The organism is Vibrio mexicanus, from assembly GCF_001012815.1.
Classification (GTDB): Bacteria; Pseudomonadota; Gammaproteobacteria; order Enterobacterales; family Vibrionaceae; genus Vibrio; species Vibrio mexicanus.
This window is the reverse complement of sequence record NZ_JYJP01000015.1, coordinates 115,058-134,164: the sequence shown is the minus strand read 5'-3', so window position 1 is coordinate 134,164 and position 19,107 is coordinate 115,058. Positions and strand designations below refer to the sequence as shown.

Below are 19,107 nucleotides of genomic sequence, written 5' to 3'. Positions count from 1 at the left end.
TGATACTCCTAGTCAATGTTTACCTTGATAGAGTAAAAGGTCGGGATGAAAGAAACTTGGCTTAACCTTCTACCTAATTGGGCTTACTGACTGCGTCCATACTTTGGCTGAATTACCTCCTCAATAGCAAAGTAAGCTCATAAAGCGTTTGGGGTTGATAATAAGCAGGAGCGAATTCCTTTCAGCCAGCTTAGTTTAGGTGAATCAAGATATGTGCCCTTGGGGTTTGCTGCCTTACGATTTAGTAGGTTAACGCAAGACAGGCTCTGCCTGCGAATAGCGAGGCTTCGAGAGGCCAACTCGCTTTCTTTGGTACTGCTAGATTTGGTCCTGCTTGCCTTGGCTTGTTCGATCTCGGCTTTTGAATGTTGAGTGAAATCCGATGAATCAGGGGGTCTTGTAACTCTAGAGTCGAGTCGACATATGGGTGGGACTCTGAGGTAAAGGCTTCTTCTGGCATCCCTCCCATGCATTGTCTCATGTCATTAAGATAGACTGATAAGGATTGAATTCCGCCCCGAAAGTCAGCACCTCACTGACTGAACTGGGCATTTCATTCGAATAGCGATGAGGCTCACCTTCCGCTTTTACAAGGTTTTGCTGCTGCTCTGTCTCTCTTTTATCGATCGAACTCGAAGGGGCTGATGTTGACTGACGACTTTCATCGCGGTGATGTTTGGCAGCCATGTTTTGCGAGCGATTCAACGCTGAAGCCTGAGACTTAGGTTCACACTTTGCCTCATTCGACGCTTTCATTGCTTCAACTGATTGTTGCTGATGCGCGATGGCTTGAGCTAGCTGCTTCTTATAGGACTCTTTCAGCCTATACCCGTAAGGCACCCAAATTAAACGTCTTACTTTCGCCATCGCACGTTTCCTTCAATGAAGTCCTTGCCAATTGGGTGACTAAGTCACGGCCTCTTTCAACAAATGAAATGCTTTGTTCACCACTTTTTGCACTTCTGCTTTGGTTGTGATCTGCCAGGTGAGCATCTCAGCTTCGGTGATCAGTTTTTCCCGATCAAATTCAATCTCTAAGGTGTCATCATCGATTTGACCTTCTTGGTGCGCAACCATCAGCATTTCAATGCTTTCTCTTTGCTTGTCGATACTCGATTTAAAAGCGCCAGCAATCAGGTTTTTGATCTCGCTATCTTCGATTTGCTCCGTGACTTGTTGCACCACATTTTCAAATTGGTTGGTCATCTTCGTTCTCCTAATCCAGCTTCTTCGCGACTTCGCCGTCTAACATGGCGCTAAACAATCGTTCGTACTGAGTGGCTCGCAGCTTAACCATAAAATTTGACAACGAATCTTTGGCTTTGTGAGTCTGCATATCTTTGTTCCACAGATTGATAAGTATCTCAGCTTGCTTTGTTGTCTCTTCGTTGCTTGCGCGCCTTTTTTGAGTCCGTACCAATGCTCGTATGTCCACCTCTATGTCCATGTACTGTTTAGCAAAGCGAACATATTGGCGTTGATCTTCAGGTATCACTGACGCTTCCAAGAAGAAGCGATCAACACGCTTTTCCAACGCCTCCAACTGCTGAACGGTGTTAGGGTCATAGCTCGCAACTAATGACATCGTACATCCTGTTAAGACCAACGCAGCCAGAACAATGGCTACATAACTGTTTTTTATCTCACTCACCGCTTTTCTCCCTTTTCTAGCTAGTGACAGCCATATCAGAATGCCCAACACTTCCCCGCCTTTCTCTGTCTTATCCACTGAATTGTTTGGCTATTTCACCGAGTGGATGACTAAGAGTTTGAATAAAATGGCGTAATCGCATTGATTGGGAGCAAGATATGGCGGACCTATTAAAGACCTTAGAGACGGTTAAAAAGGCCTTAAAGCCGAAACCTCAAAAGCCCAAACTCACACCCGCCCAGTTTAAGCAGAAGGCCAAACTTGAAGCGAGCGTAAACAAGGTGATACAAGGCATCGATGGTACGGATACCTTAATGAAAGAAGCCTTAAAAATGGTTGGCAAGCTGGCTATCACGTTCATTCAGCAAGCACCAGAAAAAGTCAGTCAGGCGATCGCGAGCTTGCCGAAGAAGTCGTCTGAGTCTGACGAACCTGATCAATCATCCGATCCAAAAGCGTAAACAGCACTTCAATGCTATAGCCAGAGAGAAAAGCAATCGCCATAGGTGATAGTGCCATCTCTCCGAAGTCTGGCTTCATTAACCACCCAGTGATCATCCCTGCCAAGCAACCTAACGTAAGCCTAAGCCGATAACCAACTTCCCGACTTGCGGTATAAGTGAGTGTACGCACTTGATAAAGTAAGCTTCTTAGTACGAAGATAAACGCGCCCAATAGACCATACATTAGTGGAAGCACGTAGTTCTGTAGCATTTGCAATACCGACGCTGCGGCAGTCAGTTGAGCTGAAAACAAAACGGATGGATCCACACTCTTACCACTGGGGTCTGGCTCCAACGCCAATTTCTGTCCCATTAACCAGATCTGATTCCAATAGCTAAGCAGTTGATAGTTGGCTTGCAAGGCGGGATCCCATTGCGTTGGGTCATCATTAAGGGATTGAATATCGACTGTGAGGGCTTGAGTTAATGTATGGCCAAACAGGTAGTACATCTGAATAGTGAGCACAACGATCAGGGTAAAAACCGTGTAGCGGCGATACCACGTAATCACTTTCGCCGCGTTTGGTTCAGTCCATTTCGATTCTTTGAGCTGCGGTTTTACTGCTTTTAAACTCTCGAGTGTGACTGGGTATATCTGTTTGGCGAGTTGATCGTAACACTGCAATAAAAGCGTTTCGTCATCAACATTCCACTGCTTGCTGTCTACCCGTTGGCGAGCTTGATGTATGCCAGCAGCGACTCTTGGATCGATCGACATTTCACCATGACGGGCAACATATTCCAACATCTCATAGCCTTCTTTGATTAACACTTTCAGGCTCGTTCTTGATGCCTTTTCCGGCTCAATGTTAGTGCTATCGTTGCCCACTCTCGTCTCCCTTAATAGTGGAAACTCGAGACTTCACGATCATGATAGTCGACGAGCTTGGCACCACCAGACTGGTTGTTCCAAATAGCCGTTGGACTATTGAAGCTATATTCATTGCGTACTAGCAACGGCTTATTGGTGTACACGCGGCAACTGGTGTTGGGTTCAAGAGTTGATTGCGGTGGAAAGACAAAGTTGGAACCATTACGAATACATTCGATACGCCAACCCGCCAGATCGACATGGCTGTTGGAAGTATTGCTTAGCTCAATATACTCGTCACCTTCTGAACGTTTTTCTAAACCATCGTAAAAAAGGTCACTGATCAAAACACACTCATGGCCTTTACCACCGTATACCCAACTCGCAATTTGTTCACCGCTTTCATCCATTAACGTCGCTACGTCACCACGATTATTCCAAATCGGTGTATTAGAATTGAAAGAGTGCTCCGTTGTCCCTCGTGTATCTAAGCGAATAGTTTCAAATGGCGATATTTTGCTATGCTCAGGGAAAATATACTCTTGATCAGGTGAACCCGCTTGAATCCGCCACCCACTGATGTCTACCGTCAGTAAGCCCCGGTTACAGATCTCAACGTATTCATCCAGCGGATCAGGCTCACCACGATAAAACACACAGCCAATCCCGACTTGAGTTTTCGCTTGAAGAGCGTTTAAGACTTTCCAGGCCTTGTCCAAATCTTGATTAGAAAAGTGCCGTTTTTCTCTAAGCTGCTCAGAAATGATGCCTAGTTGCTTAGTTAACTCTTCTTTCCAGTCATTCATACTCAAATCACTCATTGTTCTCTCCTTGTCGATGGTGTCAATTGGGTTTGGTACGCCCTCTACAAATAATCATTCGTCTCTACGCGGACTTGCTTAAGATGCTCTAATTCTTTCTCACGATGGGATTGGTCTGAAAAACTTGTGGGGACTGACGTATACACTCTTAAATGGTTATCCAGATTAATTAACCGAGCTTGATGTTGTTCGTTCCAAAGCGCATTGATTACCTGCCGCTTTTCCTCTTCTAGGTCGGCCAGTAACGCCGATTTATAACGAACTTGCTTTGAACCACCTGCAGGGATAACAACCGTCTCTTTCATGTCGACTACCTCAACTTCGAGATCCACATGTCGGCCATCATCTGTGTTCACTTTCACCAGACCAATCACGCTTAAGTTCGCATTAAGTAAAGAGCGATTTTCGGCCAACGCCAAAATCTCAAAGTAACTGTGTTTTTCGTCATACAGACGTCGTTGTATTGCAAGCGCGTCTATCGCGGCAGGCAACTGGCTTTCGATCAATCGTACTTGCGACTGAATATTATCGACCACTGATTGAAGATCCGACTTCACATCCGTTAATAAGAACTCTAAAGCGCGTAAGTTTAACGATGGCCAGCGTACTGCCATCTCTGAGTAGTTTCGGGTGATAAGTAGCACATGCTTCTCATAGTTAGCGGCTTCTTCTTCATCGATGTAGCGACGCAAATCCCATTGCTTCATCTCACTGATGCGAAAGTTCGCCAGCATAGCGTCGGGGTTAGTGTGGTCTAAATAACGCTGGATGGTTTGAATATGACCTTTGAGCGTCGCGATGCTCTCACTCATTGTTCGCTTTTTAGCTTCGGCGCGGGCTAAAGCCTCTGTCAGAGTTTCAATAGAGTAGCCCGGTTTGAGATCTGCGGTTTGCGACGGTAAAACGGTTCCCGACTCAATAAACTGAGCAAGAAACTCAAGTTCGGGGCTGTCGAGCTCAATGCGGTAATCCCTGACCTGCACACGGGTCAGCGCCTCTATTTCGACATGTAACTGCGGTTCGAGACTGCGCGTTTTCTCTATCGTTGAAGAACTGTCTTGATTGCCAGCAAGCACCCATATAGCGCTACCAAGTAGCGCTATAGCAACAATAAGTGTTCTCGCCTTCGACTGAATCCAGCTCATTGCGTTGTTCACGATCATTTTGAATCCTTACTTAGACTCTATCCAGTGAACTTGTCATAGGCAGACTGCAGCTTCTCATCGTAATGATTTTCTGCATAAGCGGGGCCATTGTAGTGCTTAGCAAAAGTTGCCCAATCCAGCGCTTTGATGGCTTCATGCATACGAGAGTTTGATTTGATAAAACCAACAAAAGCTTTCAAGTGATTTGATTCCGCTAAGAACATATCGCGGACGAAAGTTTCTACATCGTCATAGCCAGCGGTTTCGTGGTTAAAGCCCATGATTTGGTATCGACCATAAGATGCGGATTTCAACGCGGCTTCTCGGTCTAACCCCATGGCTTTTTGCAATCGGCCATACTCTTTCTCACCACCCGCATATAGCGAACGATCCCATTTTTTTGAGGAAATATCAGGATGGGATTCATCAAAGCGACGATCGCTATATTTTGAAAAAATATGGGCTTCAAACAAAATGGCTGGTTCACCTGAGCTAAAGAAGCCACTGCCTGCCGATTCGACTTCAGACACCGCCTTTACCGCTGCAACCTCACATTCTAAAGCCTCTGCTGCTTGTTCGAAGTCTTCTTCTTTCAAACCTTGAATGGGCTCAATCAGCGGTAAAAACAGATTCGCTTTCGATCCGCTCTTACTTGAACAGGCTTTATTGAGCGCACGAAAACTCTTACCGCCCGCATCGATGCGATAATCAGGATTTCGAAATCAAGGATCTTGGTTTGGAACAATCCGATAGCGTGGCAAGTCGGCGAACTTTCACCATCACCGGTGATGGCGCCGTCTTCAGCCAATGGCGATTCCAAACCTATCTTGTCAGCGATGGCATTGAGCGCCTGTTGCACCCCTAATACATCTTTTGATTCGTTCACGGCTCCATTGCCAACCGACGAATCCATTTCAAACTTACTCATGAGCTTTCCCCTGTGTTGTTGTCTCGACTAATGTATCGATCCAAACAAAACAACTATCGGGGCTAAAATGAAAAACTCGGCTAAAACACCGTAGTGTATAAGTGGCGTAACAACCAAGATCACAAAAGGCGCTTTAAAGCGCCTTTGAAGGAAAAGTGTTACTAAACCAACTGATAGGTGATGACAAACAAGCTATCAGTGTTCGGGTAAATGTCTCTTATGACAGCTTTGAGCTCATCGAGCGTCATATTCTCTTGCTGAGCATGAAACTCATCCAGCTCATCAAACTGAATAGGCTCTACCGACTCAATCTTTAGCTGGCAGAACCAGCGATTGTCTTCGTAGGTAGATACTTGAACTATCGAGCCCGGCTGGTAGTTGTTTTCCGATTCATCTCTGATCGTGATGGTCTTCTTGCCCGACAAAATATCCGATTCAAATCGTTCAAAGAACGTCATTTCAGACAGATACATATTGCACTCCATTGTGCGTGATAATAACCCGCATATTATGCATCAAATCGAGATCAACCGAACAGCATTTTGATAAACCCTTAACTCATCGGCTTTATCAGCACGGTGCTCTAGCCACTTAATCGCCCGCTCTGGGCCATCTTCCAGAGCAAGTTGGCTCGCAACCTTCTGAGCTTGAGCCAAGTATTGCTCATTACTAACAAGTTCAAGTAGAGCACTTGATAAGTTCTCCGAGTTCAGCTGCTTTTGCTTAATAGGTACTGGACCCAAGCCGCGCTTTGCGATTAGCGCTCCCCAAAAAGGTTGGTCGCCAAAAAACGGGCAGATCAACGTCGGCTTACCTGCTTTAAGGCCAGCTGCCGTAGTACCAGCGCCGCCATGGTGGACAACCGCAGCAACTCGAGCAAACAACCAGTCATGAGGAGCCCCCTCAATCGCCAAAATGTGATCCGGTAAGTCAGTCGCTTCCAACCCGCCCCAACCAGTGGCAATAATCGCGCGCACTTTCGTTTTGTTTACAGCATCAATAACAATTTGGGTAGTTTGCTTAGGGTCTTTACCCGTCATGCTGCCAAAACCAATATAGACTGGCGGCGATCCACCAGCTAAAAACTCAGCAAGTTCTTGTGAGGGTTGGTAGCCTGTGGATCAAATTCAAGCTGCCAATACCCGCTAATGAACGCTGATTCCGGCCAATCATTCGGGCGAGGAATCACGGCTTCACTAAACGCATGTATCACCTCCACCGCTTTGCCATCTCGGTACGTTGTTACAGCATCACTTTTACCAAACCGAGGCAAATCAAGCTTCGCTTGCCTTTGGCGATTGAGCTCTTTAGAGAACTGTTTAAACCCCAAGCTGACGAGTGTGTAGCTCCAGCGATTGAACCATCCGCCAAGATCAGGCATTCCGGCTGGTGGGAAGTCCCGAGTATTCACCGTCATCGGTTGAAGAGCCGCCATTACCGCGGGGATTCGAAGACTCTCTGCTATAGAGACAGCCGCCAAGCACTTCGGGTGGAAAATAATAAGATTGGGCTTCACTGTTAAGCCGGCTTTAATACAATCGATGATCATCTGCTTTTGAATCGGTTTTGAAGCCTTCATCAATCGAATCGAGGTTTTCACACCACTAAACAGACTGCCCATCGATTCAAACGTATCGCCCTCAATGAGCTCAAACAGTTCATCTGTGATTGGCTGGTGAGACAGATCATGTTCAATCACCATTGGCTTAAATCGCTGAGCGGTACACAGTTCAACCTCGTGACCTTTCTTTTTCATAGCCTTTCCAAGAGCAATGAATGGCTCAACATCGCCACGAGAGCCAATTGTCATCAATAGAATTTTCATCATTGAGCCCTAATCTAGAAGCCGAGTCTGAATGTTTAATGTCCCATACTTGCCGAAAAATGGACCAACAATCAAACATTTCCGCTCAAACACACTATACTCTCTCATTCATGTGACGAAACACATTGCGTCGAACATAAAGTTAAATAAAAAGCTAAAGGATTAGCAATGAATATTGCGTTTTTCTGTATTGGTTTACTTGCACTACTTCTTATCGGCCTTGGATTTGGTACTTCACTTGCCAGAGTAAAAGTGCGCTCTTCAACCGGCATTCCAGACGACCCTAAAAACATCTTACATAAAGTTGGCCGCGCCCACGCTAATACAGCGGAATACGCCCCAGTTTTGATGATCTTGTTTTACGTGTTGGCTCAGCAGCCTCAAGCCTCTTGGGTAAGCGTGACGATTGTGCTGGCCACGGCCTGTCGTTTTTATACTCGTTGCAGGGCTAATTTTGCCAAGAACCATGGCTAGGCCGAACAAGCTTCGTTTTGTCGGCGCATTAGGAACTTACATTTTTGGATTCGTATTAGGTCTAGTCGTGATTTACCAAGCTTTTTTATAAACCAAGCAACTCAGTAAATAAGCAATTCTATGAACACGCGGTTCAGTGACAGAGCGAGACACACGGTCAAGTTCAACTCGCTCTCTTGATCGCCACTATCGAATAGGTATGCCAATGCTTCATTTTTCCTAATGCCGTTTTGGCTTTCTCATCGCGTTCATGGAATCTAATAATCTCAAACCCTTCAAATAGGTCATTGACTTCTGCACTTGATAAAGGGGTTGTCGGGCTGCGGTACTGATTGGCCCAGCTATCTTCATATCCCATAAAGTCGCCGGCAAACACGCCCCCACCTCTATTGAGTTTTTGAGCGCCGCCCACGTATGCTCAAACATGTCTAGATCAGCAAAGAACAAACTTGAGTTCGCGATTATGACGCCTGCCTTCGGGTAATCAAAACACTCAAAACTGGCATCGTAGATTTCAATCAGGGATTCGCCGCCAAAACGGTCTCGACAGATGGATGTCGAATCTGGGTTAATATCATAGCCATGAACTTGATAACCTTGACTCGCTAAATAAGCGATGTCGCTGCCTGTGCCACATCCGCAATCAACCGCAACCTTGCAGTTAGATTCATTCAGATTAACCGCGAATTCTGTGCGTTTCAGGTGTGGGCGGGACAGCGCCTTCTCATAATAATCACGCCAAATGCGTTTGATTCTCTTCCATATTCTGCAAACTCTTACGGGTCAGGTATTCATTTAGGGCTTATGCCAATAAATCATCTGAATTACTAACTTAGGAAGGATACTGGATATCGGTTGCAGTGTTCATAACCTATCTATAGAATTGCCGCTCCTTTCACATCTCACTTGTTTGAGGACTTATGAACAGTGCACAAGTTGCGACGTCATTCACCCACTCACAACCTAGCGTTTCTCCAAAGCGTGAAGTGTTGCTGAGAGAGTTTAAGGCGTTGGCAAAAATGGCTTCGGCGATTGCCTTACCATTCTTGCTATTGTCTCTGGCTTGGATTTAAACCAGAGCACACAACACAAGGATGTGTGCTTTCTGTATCAACTCGTATTCGTAAGCGTCTTCTACTCCGCAACACCGCCTTGAGTTAACTTACTTGGGTTCAACAAACGCTCTAACGTTGCGCGGTCTAGATCTGTTTCACGCTCTGCCACATCAATAATAGCTTCGCCTTCTTTATACGCTTTCTTTGCAATATCGGCCGCTTTTAGGTAACCAATTACTGGGTTCAACGCCGTCACAAGAATCGGGTTCTTGACTAGTGCCACTTCTAGGTTATCTTCGCGCACATTAAACGTGGCAATAGCTTTGTCGGCCAAAGCCGTTGCACTGTTAGCCAGCAGTTCAATGCTCTCCAAAATGTTGTGCGCAATCACAGGCAACATCACATTCAACTGGAAGTTACCCGACTGTCCAGCAATGGTGATAGTGGCATCATTACCTATCACTTGCGCCGAAGCCATCGCAGCCGCTTCTGGAATCACTGGGTTTACTTTGCCCGGCATGATTGACGAACCTGGTTGCAGCCCTTGAAGTTCAATCTCACCTAACCCTGCCAGCGGGCCTGAGTTCATCCAACGCAGATCGTTGGCAATTTTCATGGTGGCCACGGCCGCCGTTTTTAACTGGCCAGAAAGTGCGACAATCGCATCTTGGCTGCTTAGGTTATAGAAGAAATTGTCACTCGCACTAAAATCGGTTCTCGTTGTTTGCGCGACGTTATCCGCAAACTTAGCCGCAAATCTTGGATCGGCGTTGATACCAGTACCCACGGCTGTACCGCCTTGTGCTAACGCTTTAACGTTTTCTAGTGCACTCTCAATCCCCTTTTGAGCTTGCTCAATTTGGTATTGCCATCCACCTAACTCTTGATCGAAGGTAATAGGCATGGCATCCATGAGGTGCGTTCTGCCCGTTTTCACAACCTGACCCACCTCTTGGCGTTTTGCCTCAAGCGTTGACTTTAAATGATTTAACGCAGGACTAAGCTGCAACTCAATCGCTAAAACGGTACTCACTTGAATAGCGGTCGGCACCACATCGTTACTGCTTTGCCCCATATTCACGTGGTCGTTCGGGCTAACATCATCACCCAACAGCTCCGAGGCTAACGTTGCTATCACCTCATTGGCATTCATATTCGAGCTGGTACCCGAGCCGGTTTGGAATACGTCGACAGGAAAGTGTTCTAAGTGCTCACCGTCAATGATGCTTTGCGCGGCATCGCTGATCGCTTGAGCAATATCGCCTTCAAGTAATCCTAACTGCGCATTGGTCATCGCCGCAGTTTGCTTAATGTAGGCCAATGCTTGAATAAAGCCCTGCGGCATGACATGTTTGCTGAAGTGAAAGTTGTCGACAGCTCGCTGTGTTTGCGCTTGGTAAAGCGCATTAAGGGGGACTTTCATCTCTCCCATACTGTCTTTTTCTACGCGAAATTGTTGTTCAGTTGGGCGTTGAGTCATTGTTCATTCCTTTTGAAGATTCGTTATGGACTAATCTAATGGCGCTTGAATACGCTGTAATTGTTGTTTTATAAGTAGAAATTTAACGTCTCCGTTTTCATACTGATAGTAATAGCGCTTAAGGCAAATAAGCGGTGTATGAATGGAGTCTAGGCAGACACGCCGGAAGATACGACTTCGCAGCGGATCTTCTATGGCGTCGATAAGATGGAAATAAAGTTGGCGCAGGAACAGTTCGCAGAGCAGAGGATTTTCGCTGCTCGCTCCCGACTCATACTGCGACGCTAGCAACATTCCCCAGTGGATGTAGTCATGAATAACGTCAGGCTCGAACCCACCCTGTGTGTGAAGATCCAAAAATCGGTCCTGAGCTTTGTAATAAGCGTTGTAGAGAAGGTCTTGGTTATCCATATTTAGCCTCTTTTGTTGTTAATGATAATTATTATCAACAAATTACAGCGAATCAACCCCTTGTTTTGTGCATGTTTAGGAAAGTGAGAAACTAGGACAGGTTTAGCTCTCTCAGAAGGAGAGATTTGTTATTTGGAAGAGAAGTGAGTCTTGAGGGTTAGCCGCCATCAGTGGCCCATAAAGCATGGCGGCCTTTCCAACTTAAAGTAAGGAGCTATCCTAGATTTCGTCGAATACGTTCTTTCTTAAACTGACTTTCTCGGTATAGCCAAGTTCCCCAGTTCAGAAAGAACATAATGCATGGGAAAATAAGATACATCACTATCTCTTGATTGATGAAATCTAAAATACTCACAGCCTCAGACGAAGGGTATCCGATGACCACATGAAACAAGATATATAGACTGGTAGCAATAATCGTTGATTTAATTATCCACGCAATTGCGCCATGTTTTCTTTCTGCGCGCCAAGATTCAAATATACGTTCTTTCACAAGAGCCCCTTTCCTATTACCAGTGCTAAATATCGGATGAAGACATGAATACCAAGTGTATTCAATTAGCTCCTTGAATATCAGAACTCGCAAAGCTCTGTGCGACACACGTCTTAATCTATACCCTACTTATCACAACTTAGTCTGGAACCACAATCAGCCCGAGTGGTTCTAACAATTGCTCTTGCTGCCAGCCGCAGATTTTCACGCCGGTCATGTCCACTCTGCGGATATCCAAACCATGAAGTTCTGAATGAGACAAATCGCTACCTTGAATTCTAAATTGCTCCCAGCAATCTTCCGAGAACACTCCGCGGCTGAGATCAGATTCCTTAAAAGAAGCGCCAACAAGATTTGCGCCAATCCAACGGTTCTCATAAAGATCGCATTTCTCTATCACTTGCTTTTCAAAATTGGCATAAGACAAGTTGCAGCCCGTTATGTAGGCCGAACAGAAGTAGACTTTGTGTGAAACATGATTAACGAAGTTGGTTTGAATGAAGTTCGCCCCTTTTAAATCGCAGTCTCTGAACTCTATGCCAAAGCCGTTTGCACCATTAAACAGTGCCATCGCCAGCTTACAATCTTTAAAAGAGGCATCACGAAGATCCGCGTAAGAAAAACCGCACCCTTCGATCTCCCCTTGTTCAATGAAAGCGCAATTGACGAACTGAGCATCCCTTAGGTTAGCTCTTTTAAAATTGCAGCGAGAGAAAGTGCAATTAGTGAGAATGGACTCGCTAAGATCCTGATGCGAGAAATCTACATGGTTGTATTGCTGTTCGGTTGCTATCACGTTTTCGTCCTCAATGTTGTTTGATTTGAAGACTACCATTTACTTAAAAGTTCTCAACAAAAACAAAACCATGAAAAACAACAACTTAAAACCACGCCAAATCGCCAATTTAAGGTGCCAAACAAGCACTTGAAGGCATGACAAATCAAATAACCGCATGAGCGAGAGTTGAAAAAAGTTTCGTTGAATATGGAGCTCTGTAGAAATTTCGATATAAGTCGAAATTTAGTGTAAAAGGTCAGGAGCAAATTCTTAATTTTTTGAAGTTACAAACTTTTAGATTGCAATCCATGCTCCTCATATTTTTACTTAACTGAGGGAGAAGTAATCCCGAAGTATCCACCACCGATATTGTGCATCATGTTCATAAGATGACTCCACTTTATTTTCAGTTCGGCATTGCCATAGTTAGGATCTTTGTAAACAACATATCCATCATCATACGCAGCACATTTTTCTGGAATCCATTTTTCGTATTCTTTCAGATCGTTGCCTTTATTTCCGTAGGATAAGGCCGTTAACATGACCGCATGATTACCTGCGCTTTTCATCTCATCACTTGACCTGGCTGTCCAATCGAGCTGTCCGGCAGAAAGGTCGTCAGTTCTTGTAGGCCTAAAACGCTTATTGATGAACATGTACATGGGTAGGGCACCTTGAGCAACAGCCATCCATTCCTTTAGTTTAACAACCGTCGCCCCTCCTTGGTTCCCAGACAAGTCGAACAGCTTGTTTCCAAGTAGTATTTCCTCATCTTTTTCATTGGCTGTTTCACGATTGTCTATTTTATTCTTGATAGCAATTCTGACCCTGTTTACTGCCGCGTTAGCGTTCTGAAGATGTGTGGTAATTTCAGATAGAGTTTTAGTAGCATGTACACCATATACTTCATTCGTTATATCTTCTGATTTGACGGAGTTAGCTTCCCGTCCGGCTAGTTTATTAAAATCCGCCTTAGAAACATTACCATCCCCTTTAATATTACCTAATCGTTTAATAAGTCCGTTTATTCGTATCGAAACCTGTGTCAATGCCACTACCCGCTTGTCTTGACCTTTGTACTGTTCTGTCTTCATCAAAGAGTCGAGTTCATCACTATCGGGATAGAAATGCTTAGCAGTTCCTACTCGGTATTTATCATTACCACTTTCTCCGAATATAGAATCCAAGACATAAAGCCAACAAGACGGGCCAGTTTGGACTTGTAATTCAGTATCAACAGACAGCTCGCCACTTCCAGTGTTTACAACTGGTACCCGTTGAAAAACCGAGTTACTTTTCCTAGCTCTTTCTACTTTATTAATGGTTTTCGAGCTTCTTGATGGTAAGGTGTGGTTTTGAAATTTTAATTTCCTTTGCAGTATACTTACTGGGCGGTTATCTACTAAACCGAAGCCTTGCCTCATACTGTTGTTCTTCTGAAAAAAAGAATTAGCAATAGTTTTATTTTTTATTTCTTTCGGATTATCAACCTTCGAATACATATTAATTCCTCTTTTAATTAAATATTATATCTTATTACAGAATCTCTTCTGTTGCCAAATAATAACCTAACAATGTCACCAAGGTATTTGTATTAACTATCTTATAAGCACTTGCGGACTTAATTTTAATAAACCATCACACTAAAAAACCAACTCCACTTTGCCTCAAGGTCATATTAGCAATCTTAACCACTTTTAATTCGATTAAATATTTACCATCTTAAATTAAACTATAGTTCCGTTTCCATCGACACTCTTAGCATGAATATAAACCAATCAGTAGACTTCAATTTTAGGCTAATATAAAAGCAGTCGTTAAAAATGAGCAAGAACAAAGAGTTTCAACTCCCTCCTATTTGTAGCGCTCGCTTTCCCAACTCGGTTGCGTGTTCTTCCAAAAATGGGTCGTCATTAATTTCGACACCATTGACGGTTATTGTTGGCTTCACCATGCCTTTCATTTGTTGCACGACATGCCCGAGTTCATGGGGTAAATGGTGTTCTTGATTAGGTGCTAAATAGATGTTTTCACCTTGAGCGTAAGCGTGGGCCTGCACTCTTGCTGGTTCTGCGGCGTTGTAAAACACCCGCACCGTACTCAGCGGTAGGCCGCTCAATCGCTCCATTCCAATGCGTAAGCGATGTGGAAGTGGAACTCCTTGCTGCTGAGTTTCTTCTCTCCTACTACCAATAGCGGTATTGTGATTCAGCTTGCTTAAGATACGGCTACTATTGCAACCTTTTTGGGGTATGGCTTTCATGTTTCATCCATATTTATTGGCTTTTTAACACCTTAAGTAATCATTCCATTGACTACTCAGATTTATCTACCCTTGTTCAGGTTTAATTCACTATCTGTTTTAATTCAGGTAATAAAGGTTGACTTTTTAATAATCATACATTCATTGAATTCACCGGATTTTTAATCAATTCCAACGGGCCAATATTTCCCATCAATAATATTCTGCTTTCAATAACAAACTTTCTGCACTTGAGGTGCCGCCAGTTTTAACTTTGCTATTCAATGATTGGTTCCACGCCTAAATCGAGAAGATTGATTGTTTTAGTACGAGTCGCGTCAGTGCAAACTGGGATAATAACAACGAGAAGCAACTATGAGTATGAATACAATGAAAATGGTAACTGCACCGTTAATACGTTCTAACGGCTTTGCGTTATTGTTTTCTCAGCAAAGAAGCAGCTATCTGAAATTGCCATTAGCGCCAGTATTTGAAAAAGGCATAAGTTTTTCCATTGGCGTAAAGCTCGAACCCAGGCAAAGCAATGCAGCTTGGCACGATGACGTGATCCCATTACTTCAGCTCAGCAGTGATAGCAGTGATGAAGGCAGCGGCGCTTTCATTGATCTGCATATCAAGAACAATCAGATTCAAGCTCTTTTTGTTAATGAGGAAGAGGCTCTTACGCTGTTGGTTGACAGCCTTTGTGAAACCGACAAGTGGATCAATATTGCTGTGTGCATTTCGGAGTCTGGCTTCCATTTATTTGTAAATGGCGCGATCCAAGCTAGCGCCAGCAGTGATTCGATTGAAGGGCTTGCCACCATCAATCAAGGGCTGATCGGTTGGCCTTCACAACTCAATGATTATGAAATTAATAATGAGCCCACATATGTAAACTCAGCCGCTTACCAAGTTAAGTTTTTGCGTTTTTGGCGAGCTGACATTTACCACGCACAACAAGCAAACACCGCACAGTCTATCGATGATCTTGGTGAGTCTGACGAGCCACAGAAAAATGCGTTAATCGCTGATTGGCGTTATCAACCCTCGCCTTCTTCTATGCCAACTGACGCTCGACTTGAGTTCGGTATGTCTGATAACGCGCCTCAATGGGTTTTCAATCCGGACGATGAGGTTATAGATCATTGCCCACTTCCGCTCGTGGGTAGCGATGACATCAATGCATTGAGCACCTATCAGCCTGTGTATCATCTCGCCGCACCGCAAGATCCTGCTCGTAAGAACAGCGCAGTCGCTCAGCCAATGTTGAAGCGAACAGAGCCACTCAACAGCACTGAACATATGGATGAACATATGTCTGAAGCTACTCCAGAAAGTACGTACGAAGATGATGCCCCTGAAAGTAAGAGCAAAATGCGGATACGAGTAAGGAAGCGTTATCGTCGCTAACTAACGTATCCACATAGCAACGACCACCGAGACTAATTCACCTAACAAAGAGACCCTATGATGAGTAATCTGGACACCTTTTCAAGGCCATTACACCGCTACGGCGATATTAGTGCCAACGAGCCAAAGCTTGCCATACAAACACTAACAAAACCCGAACTTTACGACCAAGCAGAGCCCAAACAGCTAATGGCGATAAACAGTGGCGTCACTGAGCTGCAACCCGAAAATGCTTATGTATTTGGCAAGTTACGGGTGCAGTTCCCGACCGAGTCAGTGCAGCGCGAGTTTAATCGCATTGCTCGACTGCCCGGAGAAAAAGAATTGGACGCCACCAGTGCGAAACAGCTGCTATCAGAAGACGTTAACTTCGACCTCGCTCATGATCTGGACTGGATTCTTACGGTAGATGGAAAAGATCATTACTTGTTGCAAGCACGCAGTGATATGGAGCTTAAACAGATGATTCAAAGCTTGGTGATGACGCCCGGCGAAATTGCCTATCACGTGGTCACTGGCGTCATCGGAAATAACGTCACATTACAAAGTGGTCAGAGCCTACCTACACTGCGTTGCGATTACTTGATGGCATTCACCTTCAAAGAGTTCATCAATCGTATATGCCAAGAGACCAATATTGACGAAGCGCTCGCAACGGACATGTTCGAAAAGCTACTTCTGATCAGCAATAACCCGGGTCGAAACGTCAATGATATTGCACTGAATTACAGCATGCTCAACTGCATGGACGTGTACCAATTTTCTGGGCAGTTGGCCGAGCATGGGTCTGATAACAGTAAGAGCTACAACTTCATTGGCACCGAGGTTGTACCCGCAAAAATACAGGGACAAAAGCAATTAGTGGATGTCATTTACAAATACAGAATGCGCGGTTCAGACCAAGTCATATTGCGCGCTTGTCAGGTAGACGTTAGCCACGAGTACCCTTACATCATAAGGCCGCTTGAGCACTACTGCCCGTCTCCATAGTCATGCACATAAGCTCGGTCATAAATAAACATACAGACATGGCTACTTAAATCACGCATTAGCCAATCAATCCATTTATTAGAGGAATCAGTATGACTCAGGATCAAATCAGCCCCAATGATGCCATTGTTGGGCCATCCAATCATGCTCAAATACAGGCAGCTTCCGAAACCTTGAGTACCGATACCACACACGAAGCGCAGCCTTTAGAAAACCAAGCCACTGCTAATCATACGGTGCAGAAAGCGCCAGATGACTCACCAGCCAGCAGTACTTTTGAGAGTGCCATTGATGACTCAAGCACTTCCCAGACAACTTCAGTTAACATTGCACCACAAGAGAGTGTGGATCAGGCTGATAATAATCTGGACGAAAATCCAGACGATGATCTCAGAACCGCCATGGATGCGCCTTCTTATATTTACGCGCTGGGTCGAGTGCAAGCACAGTTTCCGTCCAAAAGTATCGAGAACCTCTATAAGGAAGTGGTTTTCCAAAAATTCGGCCCCGCCGCTGCGAGCAAAAGCCAGTTTGACGTACTCAGCCTTCCTGAGCATCGCTTTTTGGCTCGTAAAATGTGTTGGACTCTCACCATCGATGGGCACGACTGTTACGTTCTTAATGCAAAAACGCCAGCCCTTTTGGATGCCTTCATTGCGGCACTGGAATCAAAATCGAATCAGCAGTTTGACTATGTCATCGCCCACTTAGGATCGTACGCTACCGACAATCAGTGTAACGGACGTTCACTGCAAATTGCCCACGTCCATCAAGTCCAGAGCTTCACGGCAGAGGATTACTGTCAGGTATTGAGCCAGCAAACCGAAATTGAGCTAAGCAAGATTAAACCTCTGTTTAACAGCATGTTGAAGTTTTGCCGAAACAGTGGAAGCACACCCGCGCAACGTGCGCTCAATTACGTCAGCTTAAAGTGCACCAGTTTATACAAGACGTTTACGGCACCTATGCTGGCTCAGAATAAAGACGGCATCGAGTTTGAGCAGATAGAGGCTCAGGTTGCTGATGGAAGCCACAACAGAGAAGTGATCTGCTTAATTTTCTCGTACCTCAACCCAGAAAGTAAGCGGGTAGACAAACAACACATCAACATTGATGTGACCGAGCTGTACCCATTTAGCTGTTCTGAACTCATTTTCGGTGAACCACAAGTTTAGCAACGAAACGTTGGACCTATATTATGTCAATATTACAAAGATCAATTTCAACGCAACAAGATAGCAGTAACCCAATTCAAAAGATGGCCTTCGAGCCTGTTCACTGTTATGTGGCTGGTCGCATCCAGCCCAAGGTAGAAAACGATAGCATTGCTCATGCACTAAAATTGCTAATGCAAGGAGAATCTGGGCAAGAGCTCAGTGCCAAAGCCCTTTACCCAATATTGTGCCTCGCTGAGCATCGCCATTTGGCTCGCGAAGTGGAATGGCAGTTGGTCATCGATGATATGGTGGCCTATGAGATCAAGCCTAGCTCTGAGTCGTGCCTTGATGAGTTGATCGCCAGTTTAAGGCCATCCGTTCTACCATCAGACGCTCATATTGCGGTAGGCCAACTCAGCGATGCCCCTATCGACTTTGAACAGCCACCTAAGCTTCTATGCCATCACATTATGCATAAGTCGCGTGATTTCCTTGTTTCCGGTATTAGCGAAGCTCTGAAAAAATACGCATCGTCCGAAAAATGCGACCAAGACTTGCTCACCAACCAAGTGCTGGAAGCCATCCTGTCTCACACCCACAACCTAGGCATTAACGATGCAGAGCGGGCGTTAAATTATGTTTGTTGGAACTACCCCGACATCTACGCAGTCGCTTATAAGATGCTCAAAGGTGGGTTTGAAAACGATAGCCAAGATCCCCAAGGGTTCACGCTGGAAGATATTTTCTATGAATCTTATCCACTGCAAGGACAACAGCAAATCTACCAAATCGTTTTTGAGTTCAAAGGTAACTCAAGTGATCTTCGAAGCCGTTGGTACTGCCGTGTTGATGCCAGTGCAGACTACCCTACGCTGCAGCACGGTATGAAGCGCTACTATGGCTAGATTAAATGCTCAGTGGTTTCTAACA

At 44.9% G+C, this 19,107-nt stretch carries 23 protein-coding genes and 1 pseudogene; 7 read left to right on the top strand and 17 right to left on the bottom strand.

Features of this window, described 5'->3' with window-relative positions; all coding sequences use genetic code 11:
• Nucleotides 1–477 precede the first annotated feature (477 nt).
• From UA76_RS02555 to UA76_RS02545, 3 genes are read right to left on the bottom strand one after another with little or no spacing between them, the layout of a single operon-like run.
• Nucleotides 478–867 (bottom strand): hypothetical protein, encoded by a 390-nt coding sequence (locus tag UA76_RS02555; protein ID WP_047042643.1) that lies wholly within the window; start codon nucleotides 865–867, stop codon nucleotides 478–480.
• A gap of 39 nt (nucleotides 868–906) precedes the next feature.
• On the bottom strand, nucleotides 907–1,206 hold the full coding sequence (locus tag UA76_RS02550; protein WP_047042641.1) for a hypothetical protein: 300 nt from the start codon (nucleotides 1,204–1,206) through the stop codon (nucleotides 907–909).
• A 10-nt stretch (nucleotides 1,207–1,216) separates the two neighbouring features.
• Nucleotides 1,217–1,651: a hypothetical protein gene (locus UA76_RS02545; protein WP_157617543.1), complete on the bottom strand. Its 435-nt coding sequence runs from the start codon at nucleotides 1,649–1,651 to the stop codon at nucleotides 1,217–1,219.
• 158 nt (nucleotides 1,652–1,809) lie between these two features.
• Here UA76_RS02545 and UA76_RS23560 point away from each other — a divergent pair, with 158 nt between their 5' ends.
• A complete protein-coding gene (locus UA76_RS23560; protein ID WP_157617542.1) occupies nucleotides 1,810–2,112 on the top strand; it encodes a hypothetical protein in 303 nt (100 codons plus the stop codon).
• Here the strand turns inward: UA76_RS23560 and UA76_RS02540 are convergent.
• The 8 genes from UA76_RS02540 to UA76_RS23305 form a co-directional block, all read right to left on the bottom strand.
• The gene (locus tag UA76_RS02540) at nucleotides 2,033–2,983 is read right to left on the bottom strand and encodes a hypothetical protein (RefSeq protein WP_047042638.1); all 951 of its coding nucleotides are present in this window, start codon (nucleotides 2,981–2,983) and stop codon (nucleotides 2,033–2,035) included. The genes UA76_RS23560 and UA76_RS02540 overlap by 80 nt on opposite strands.
• An 11-nt stretch (nucleotides 2,984–2,994) precedes the next feature.
• Entirely contained in the window at nucleotides 2,995–3,786 is a 792-nt protein-coding gene (locus UA76_RS02535) for a lamin tail domain-containing protein (RefSeq protein WP_157617541.1), read from the bottom strand.
• A gap of 44 nt (nucleotides 3,787–3,830) precedes the next feature.
• Nucleotides 3,831–4,949 carry a hypothetical protein gene (locus UA76_RS02530; RefSeq protein WP_047042636.1) on the bottom strand — a complete coding sequence of 373 codons (1,119 nt, stop codon included), beginning with the start codon at nucleotides 4,947–4,949 and terminating at the stop codon, nucleotides 3,831–3,833.
• A gap of 20 nt (nucleotides 4,950–4,969) precedes the next feature.
• Nucleotides 4,970–5,527 (bottom strand): N-acetylmuramidase family protein, encoded by a 558-nt coding sequence (locus UA76_RS24325; RefSeq protein WP_238322143.1) that lies wholly within the window; start codon nucleotides 5,525–5,527, stop codon nucleotides 4,970–4,972.
• Nucleotides 5,528–5,544: 17 nt separating this feature from the next.
• A complete protein-coding gene (locus UA76_RS24320) occupies nucleotides 5,545–5,859 on the bottom strand; it encodes a hypothetical protein (protein ID WP_047042631.1) in 315 nt (104 codons plus the stop codon).
• A 161-nt stretch (nucleotides 5,860–6,020) separates the two neighbouring features.
• Nucleotides 6,021–6,317, bottom strand: a complete 297-nt coding sequence (gene yqfB, locus UA76_RS02515; RefSeq protein WP_047042872.1) for a N(4)-acetylcytidine aminohydrolase — start codon at nucleotides 6,315–6,317, stop codon at nucleotides 6,021–6,023.
• A gap of 57 nt (nucleotides 6,318–6,374) precedes the next feature.
• Nucleotides 6,375–6,914 carry a glycosyltransferase gene (locus tag UA76_RS23310; protein ID WP_272945998.1) on the bottom strand — a complete coding sequence of 180 codons (540 nt, stop codon included), beginning with the start codon at nucleotides 6,912–6,914 and terminating at the stop codon, nucleotides 6,375–6,377.
• A gap of 23 nt (nucleotides 6,915–6,937) precedes the next feature.
• Entirely contained in the window at nucleotides 6,938–7,687 is a 750-nt protein-coding gene (locus UA76_RS23305) for a glycosyltransferase (protein WP_084705450.1), read from the bottom strand.
• Nucleotides 7,688–7,852: 165 nt separating this feature from the next.
• On the opposite strand from UA76_RS23305, the gene UA76_RS02505 reads away from it, so the two are divergent.
• Complete coding sequence (locus UA76_RS02505; protein WP_202906898.1) at nucleotides 7,853–8,158, top strand: MAPEG family protein; 306 nt, start codon at nucleotides 7,853–7,855, stop codon at nucleotides 8,156–8,158.
• A gap of 163 nt (nucleotides 8,159–8,321) precedes the next feature.
• Here the strand turns inward: UA76_RS02505 and UA76_RS02500 are convergent.
• Nucleotides 8,322–8,911 (bottom strand): annotated as a pseudogene (locus UA76_RS02500) (methyltransferase domain-containing protein).
• Between the two features lie 167 nt (nucleotides 8,912–9,078).
• On the opposite strand from UA76_RS02500, the gene UA76_RS23960 reads away from it, so the two are divergent.
• Nucleotides 9,079–9,231, top strand: a complete 153-nt coding sequence (locus tag UA76_RS23960) for a hypothetical protein (RefSeq protein WP_047042629.1) — start codon at nucleotides 9,079–9,081, stop codon at nucleotides 9,229–9,231.
• A gap of 61 nt (nucleotides 9,232–9,292) precedes the next feature.
• On the opposite strand, the gene UA76_RS02490 is transcribed toward UA76_RS23960, so the two are convergent.
• The 5 genes from UA76_RS02490 to UA76_RS02465 form a co-directional block, all read right to left on the bottom strand.
• Nucleotides 9,293–10,693, bottom strand: coding sequence for a class II fumarate hydratase (locus UA76_RS02490; protein WP_047042627.1), 1,401 nt, complete (start codon nucleotides 10,691–10,693; stop codon nucleotides 9,293–9,295).
• Nucleotides 10,694–10,723: 30 nt separating this feature from the next.
• The gene (locus tag UA76_RS02485; protein ID WP_047042625.1) at nucleotides 10,724–11,104 is read right to left on the bottom strand and encodes a hypothetical protein; all 381 of its coding nucleotides are present in this window, start codon (nucleotides 11,102–11,104) and stop codon (nucleotides 10,724–10,726) included.
• A 632-nt stretch (nucleotides 11,105–11,736) separates the two neighbouring features.
• The gene (locus UA76_RS02475) at nucleotides 11,737–12,432 is read right to left on the bottom strand and encodes a Qnr family pentapeptide repeat protein (RefSeq protein ID WP_047042622.1); all 696 of its coding nucleotides are present in this window, start codon (nucleotides 12,430–12,432) and stop codon (nucleotides 11,737–11,739) included.
• 266 nt (nucleotides 12,433–12,698) lie between these two features.
• Entirely contained in the window at nucleotides 12,699–13,877 is a 1,179-nt protein-coding gene (locus UA76_RS02470; RefSeq protein WP_047042620.1) for a hypothetical protein, read from the bottom strand.
• Between the two features lie 341 nt (nucleotides 13,878–14,218).
• Nucleotides 14,219–14,638, bottom strand: a complete 420-nt coding sequence (locus UA76_RS02465; protein WP_047042617.1) for an eCIS core domain-containing protein — start codon at nucleotides 14,636–14,638, stop codon at nucleotides 14,219–14,221.
• 354 nt (nucleotides 14,639–14,992) lie between these two features.
• Between UA76_RS02465 and UA76_RS02460 the strand changes: the two genes are divergently transcribed.
• From UA76_RS02460 to UA76_RS02445, 4 genes are all read left to right on the top strand, one after another.
• Nucleotides 14,993–16,030 carry a hypothetical protein gene (locus UA76_RS02460; RefSeq protein WP_047042615.1) on the top strand — a complete coding sequence of 346 codons (1,038 nt, stop codon included), beginning with the start codon at nucleotides 14,993–14,995 and terminating at the stop codon, nucleotides 16,028–16,030.
• Between the two features lie 57 nt (nucleotides 16,031–16,087).
• The gene (locus UA76_RS02455; protein ID WP_047042613.1) at nucleotides 16,088–17,020 is read left to right on the top strand and encodes a cyanobactin maturation protease PatG family protein; all 933 of its coding nucleotides are present in this window, start codon (nucleotides 16,088–16,090) and stop codon (nucleotides 17,018–17,020) included.
• Nucleotides 17,021–17,112: 92 nt separating this feature from the next.
• On the top strand, nucleotides 17,113–18,195 hold the full coding sequence (locus UA76_RS02450; protein WP_047042611.1) for a cyanobactin maturation protease PatG family protein: 1,083 nt from the start codon (nucleotides 17,113–17,115) through the stop codon (nucleotides 18,193–18,195).
• A gap of 23 nt (nucleotides 18,196–18,218) precedes the next feature.
• Complete coding sequence (locus UA76_RS02445; protein ID WP_047042609.1) at nucleotides 18,219–19,082, top strand: cyanobactin maturation protease PatG family protein; 864 nt, start codon at nucleotides 18,219–18,221, stop codon at nucleotides 19,080–19,082.
• Nucleotides 19,083–19,107 lie beyond the last annotated feature (25 nt).

Coding starts and splice junctions, on each gene's coding strand:
- UA76_RS02555 (WP_047042643.1), bottom strand. CDS start 867: ATGGCGAAAGTAAGACGTTTAATTTGGGTGCCTTACGGGTATAGGCTG.
- UA76_RS02550 (WP_047042641.1), bottom strand. CDS start 1,206: ATGACCAACCAATTTGAAAATGTGGTGCAACAAGTCACGGAGCAAATC.
- UA76_RS23560 (WP_157617542.1), top strand. CDS start 1,810: ATGGCGGACCTATTAAAGACCTTAGAGACGGTTAAAAAGGCCTTAAAG.
- UA76_RS02535 (WP_157617541.1), bottom strand. CDS start 3,786: ATGAGTGATTTGAGTATGAATGACTGGAAAGAAGAGTTAACTAAGCAA.
- UA76_RS02530 (WP_047042636.1), bottom strand. CDS start 4,949: ATGATCGTGAACAACGCAATGAGCTGGATTCAGTCGAAGGCGAGAACA.
- UA76_RS24320 (WP_047042631.1), bottom strand. CDS start 5,859: ATGAGTAAGTTTGAAATGGATTCGTCGGTTGGCAATGGAGCCGTGAAC.
- yqfB (WP_047042872.1), bottom strand. CDS start 6,317: ATGACGTTCTTTGAACGATTTGAATCGGATATTTTGTCGGGCAAGAAG.
- UA76_RS23305 (WP_084705450.1), bottom strand. CDS start 7,687: ATGATGAAAATTCTATTGATGACAATTGGCTCTCGTGGCGATGTTGAG.
- UA76_RS02505 (WP_202906898.1), top strand. CDS start 7,853: ATGAATATTGCGTTTTTCTGTATTGGTTTACTTGCACTACTTCTTATC.
- UA76_RS23960 (WP_047042629.1), top strand. CDS start 9,079: ATGAACAGTGCACAAGTTGCGACGTCATTCACCCACTCACAACCTAGC.
- UA76_RS02490 (WP_047042627.1), bottom strand. CDS start 10,693: ATGACTCAACGCCCAACTGAACAACAATTTCGCGTAGAAAAAGACAGT.
- UA76_RS02485 (WP_047042625.1), bottom strand. CDS start 11,104: ATGGATAACCAAGACCTTCTCTACAACGCTTATTACAAAGCTCAGGAC.
- UA76_RS02475 (WP_047042622.1), bottom strand. CDS start 12,432: ATGGTAGTCTTCAAATCAAACAACATTGAGGACGAAAACGTGATAGCA.
- UA76_RS02470 (WP_047042620.1), bottom strand. CDS start 13,877: ATGTATTCGAAGGTTGATAATCCGAAAGAAATAAAAAATAAAACTATT.
- UA76_RS02465 (WP_047042617.1), bottom strand. CDS start 14,638: ATGAAAGCCATACCCCAAAAAGGTTGCAATAGTAGCCGTATCTTAAGC.
- UA76_RS02460 (WP_047042615.1), top strand. CDS start 14,993: ATGAGTATGAATACAATGAAAATGGTAACTGCACCGTTAATACGTTCT.
- UA76_RS02455 (WP_047042613.1), top strand. CDS start 16,088: ATGATGAGTAATCTGGACACCTTTTCAAGGCCATTACACCGCTACGGC.
- UA76_RS02450 (WP_047042611.1), top strand. CDS start 17,113: ATGACTCAGGATCAAATCAGCCCCAATGATGCCATTGTTGGGCCATCC.
- UA76_RS02445 (WP_047042609.1), top strand. CDS start 18,219: ATGTCAATATTACAAAGATCAATTTCAACGCAACAAGATAGCAGTAAC.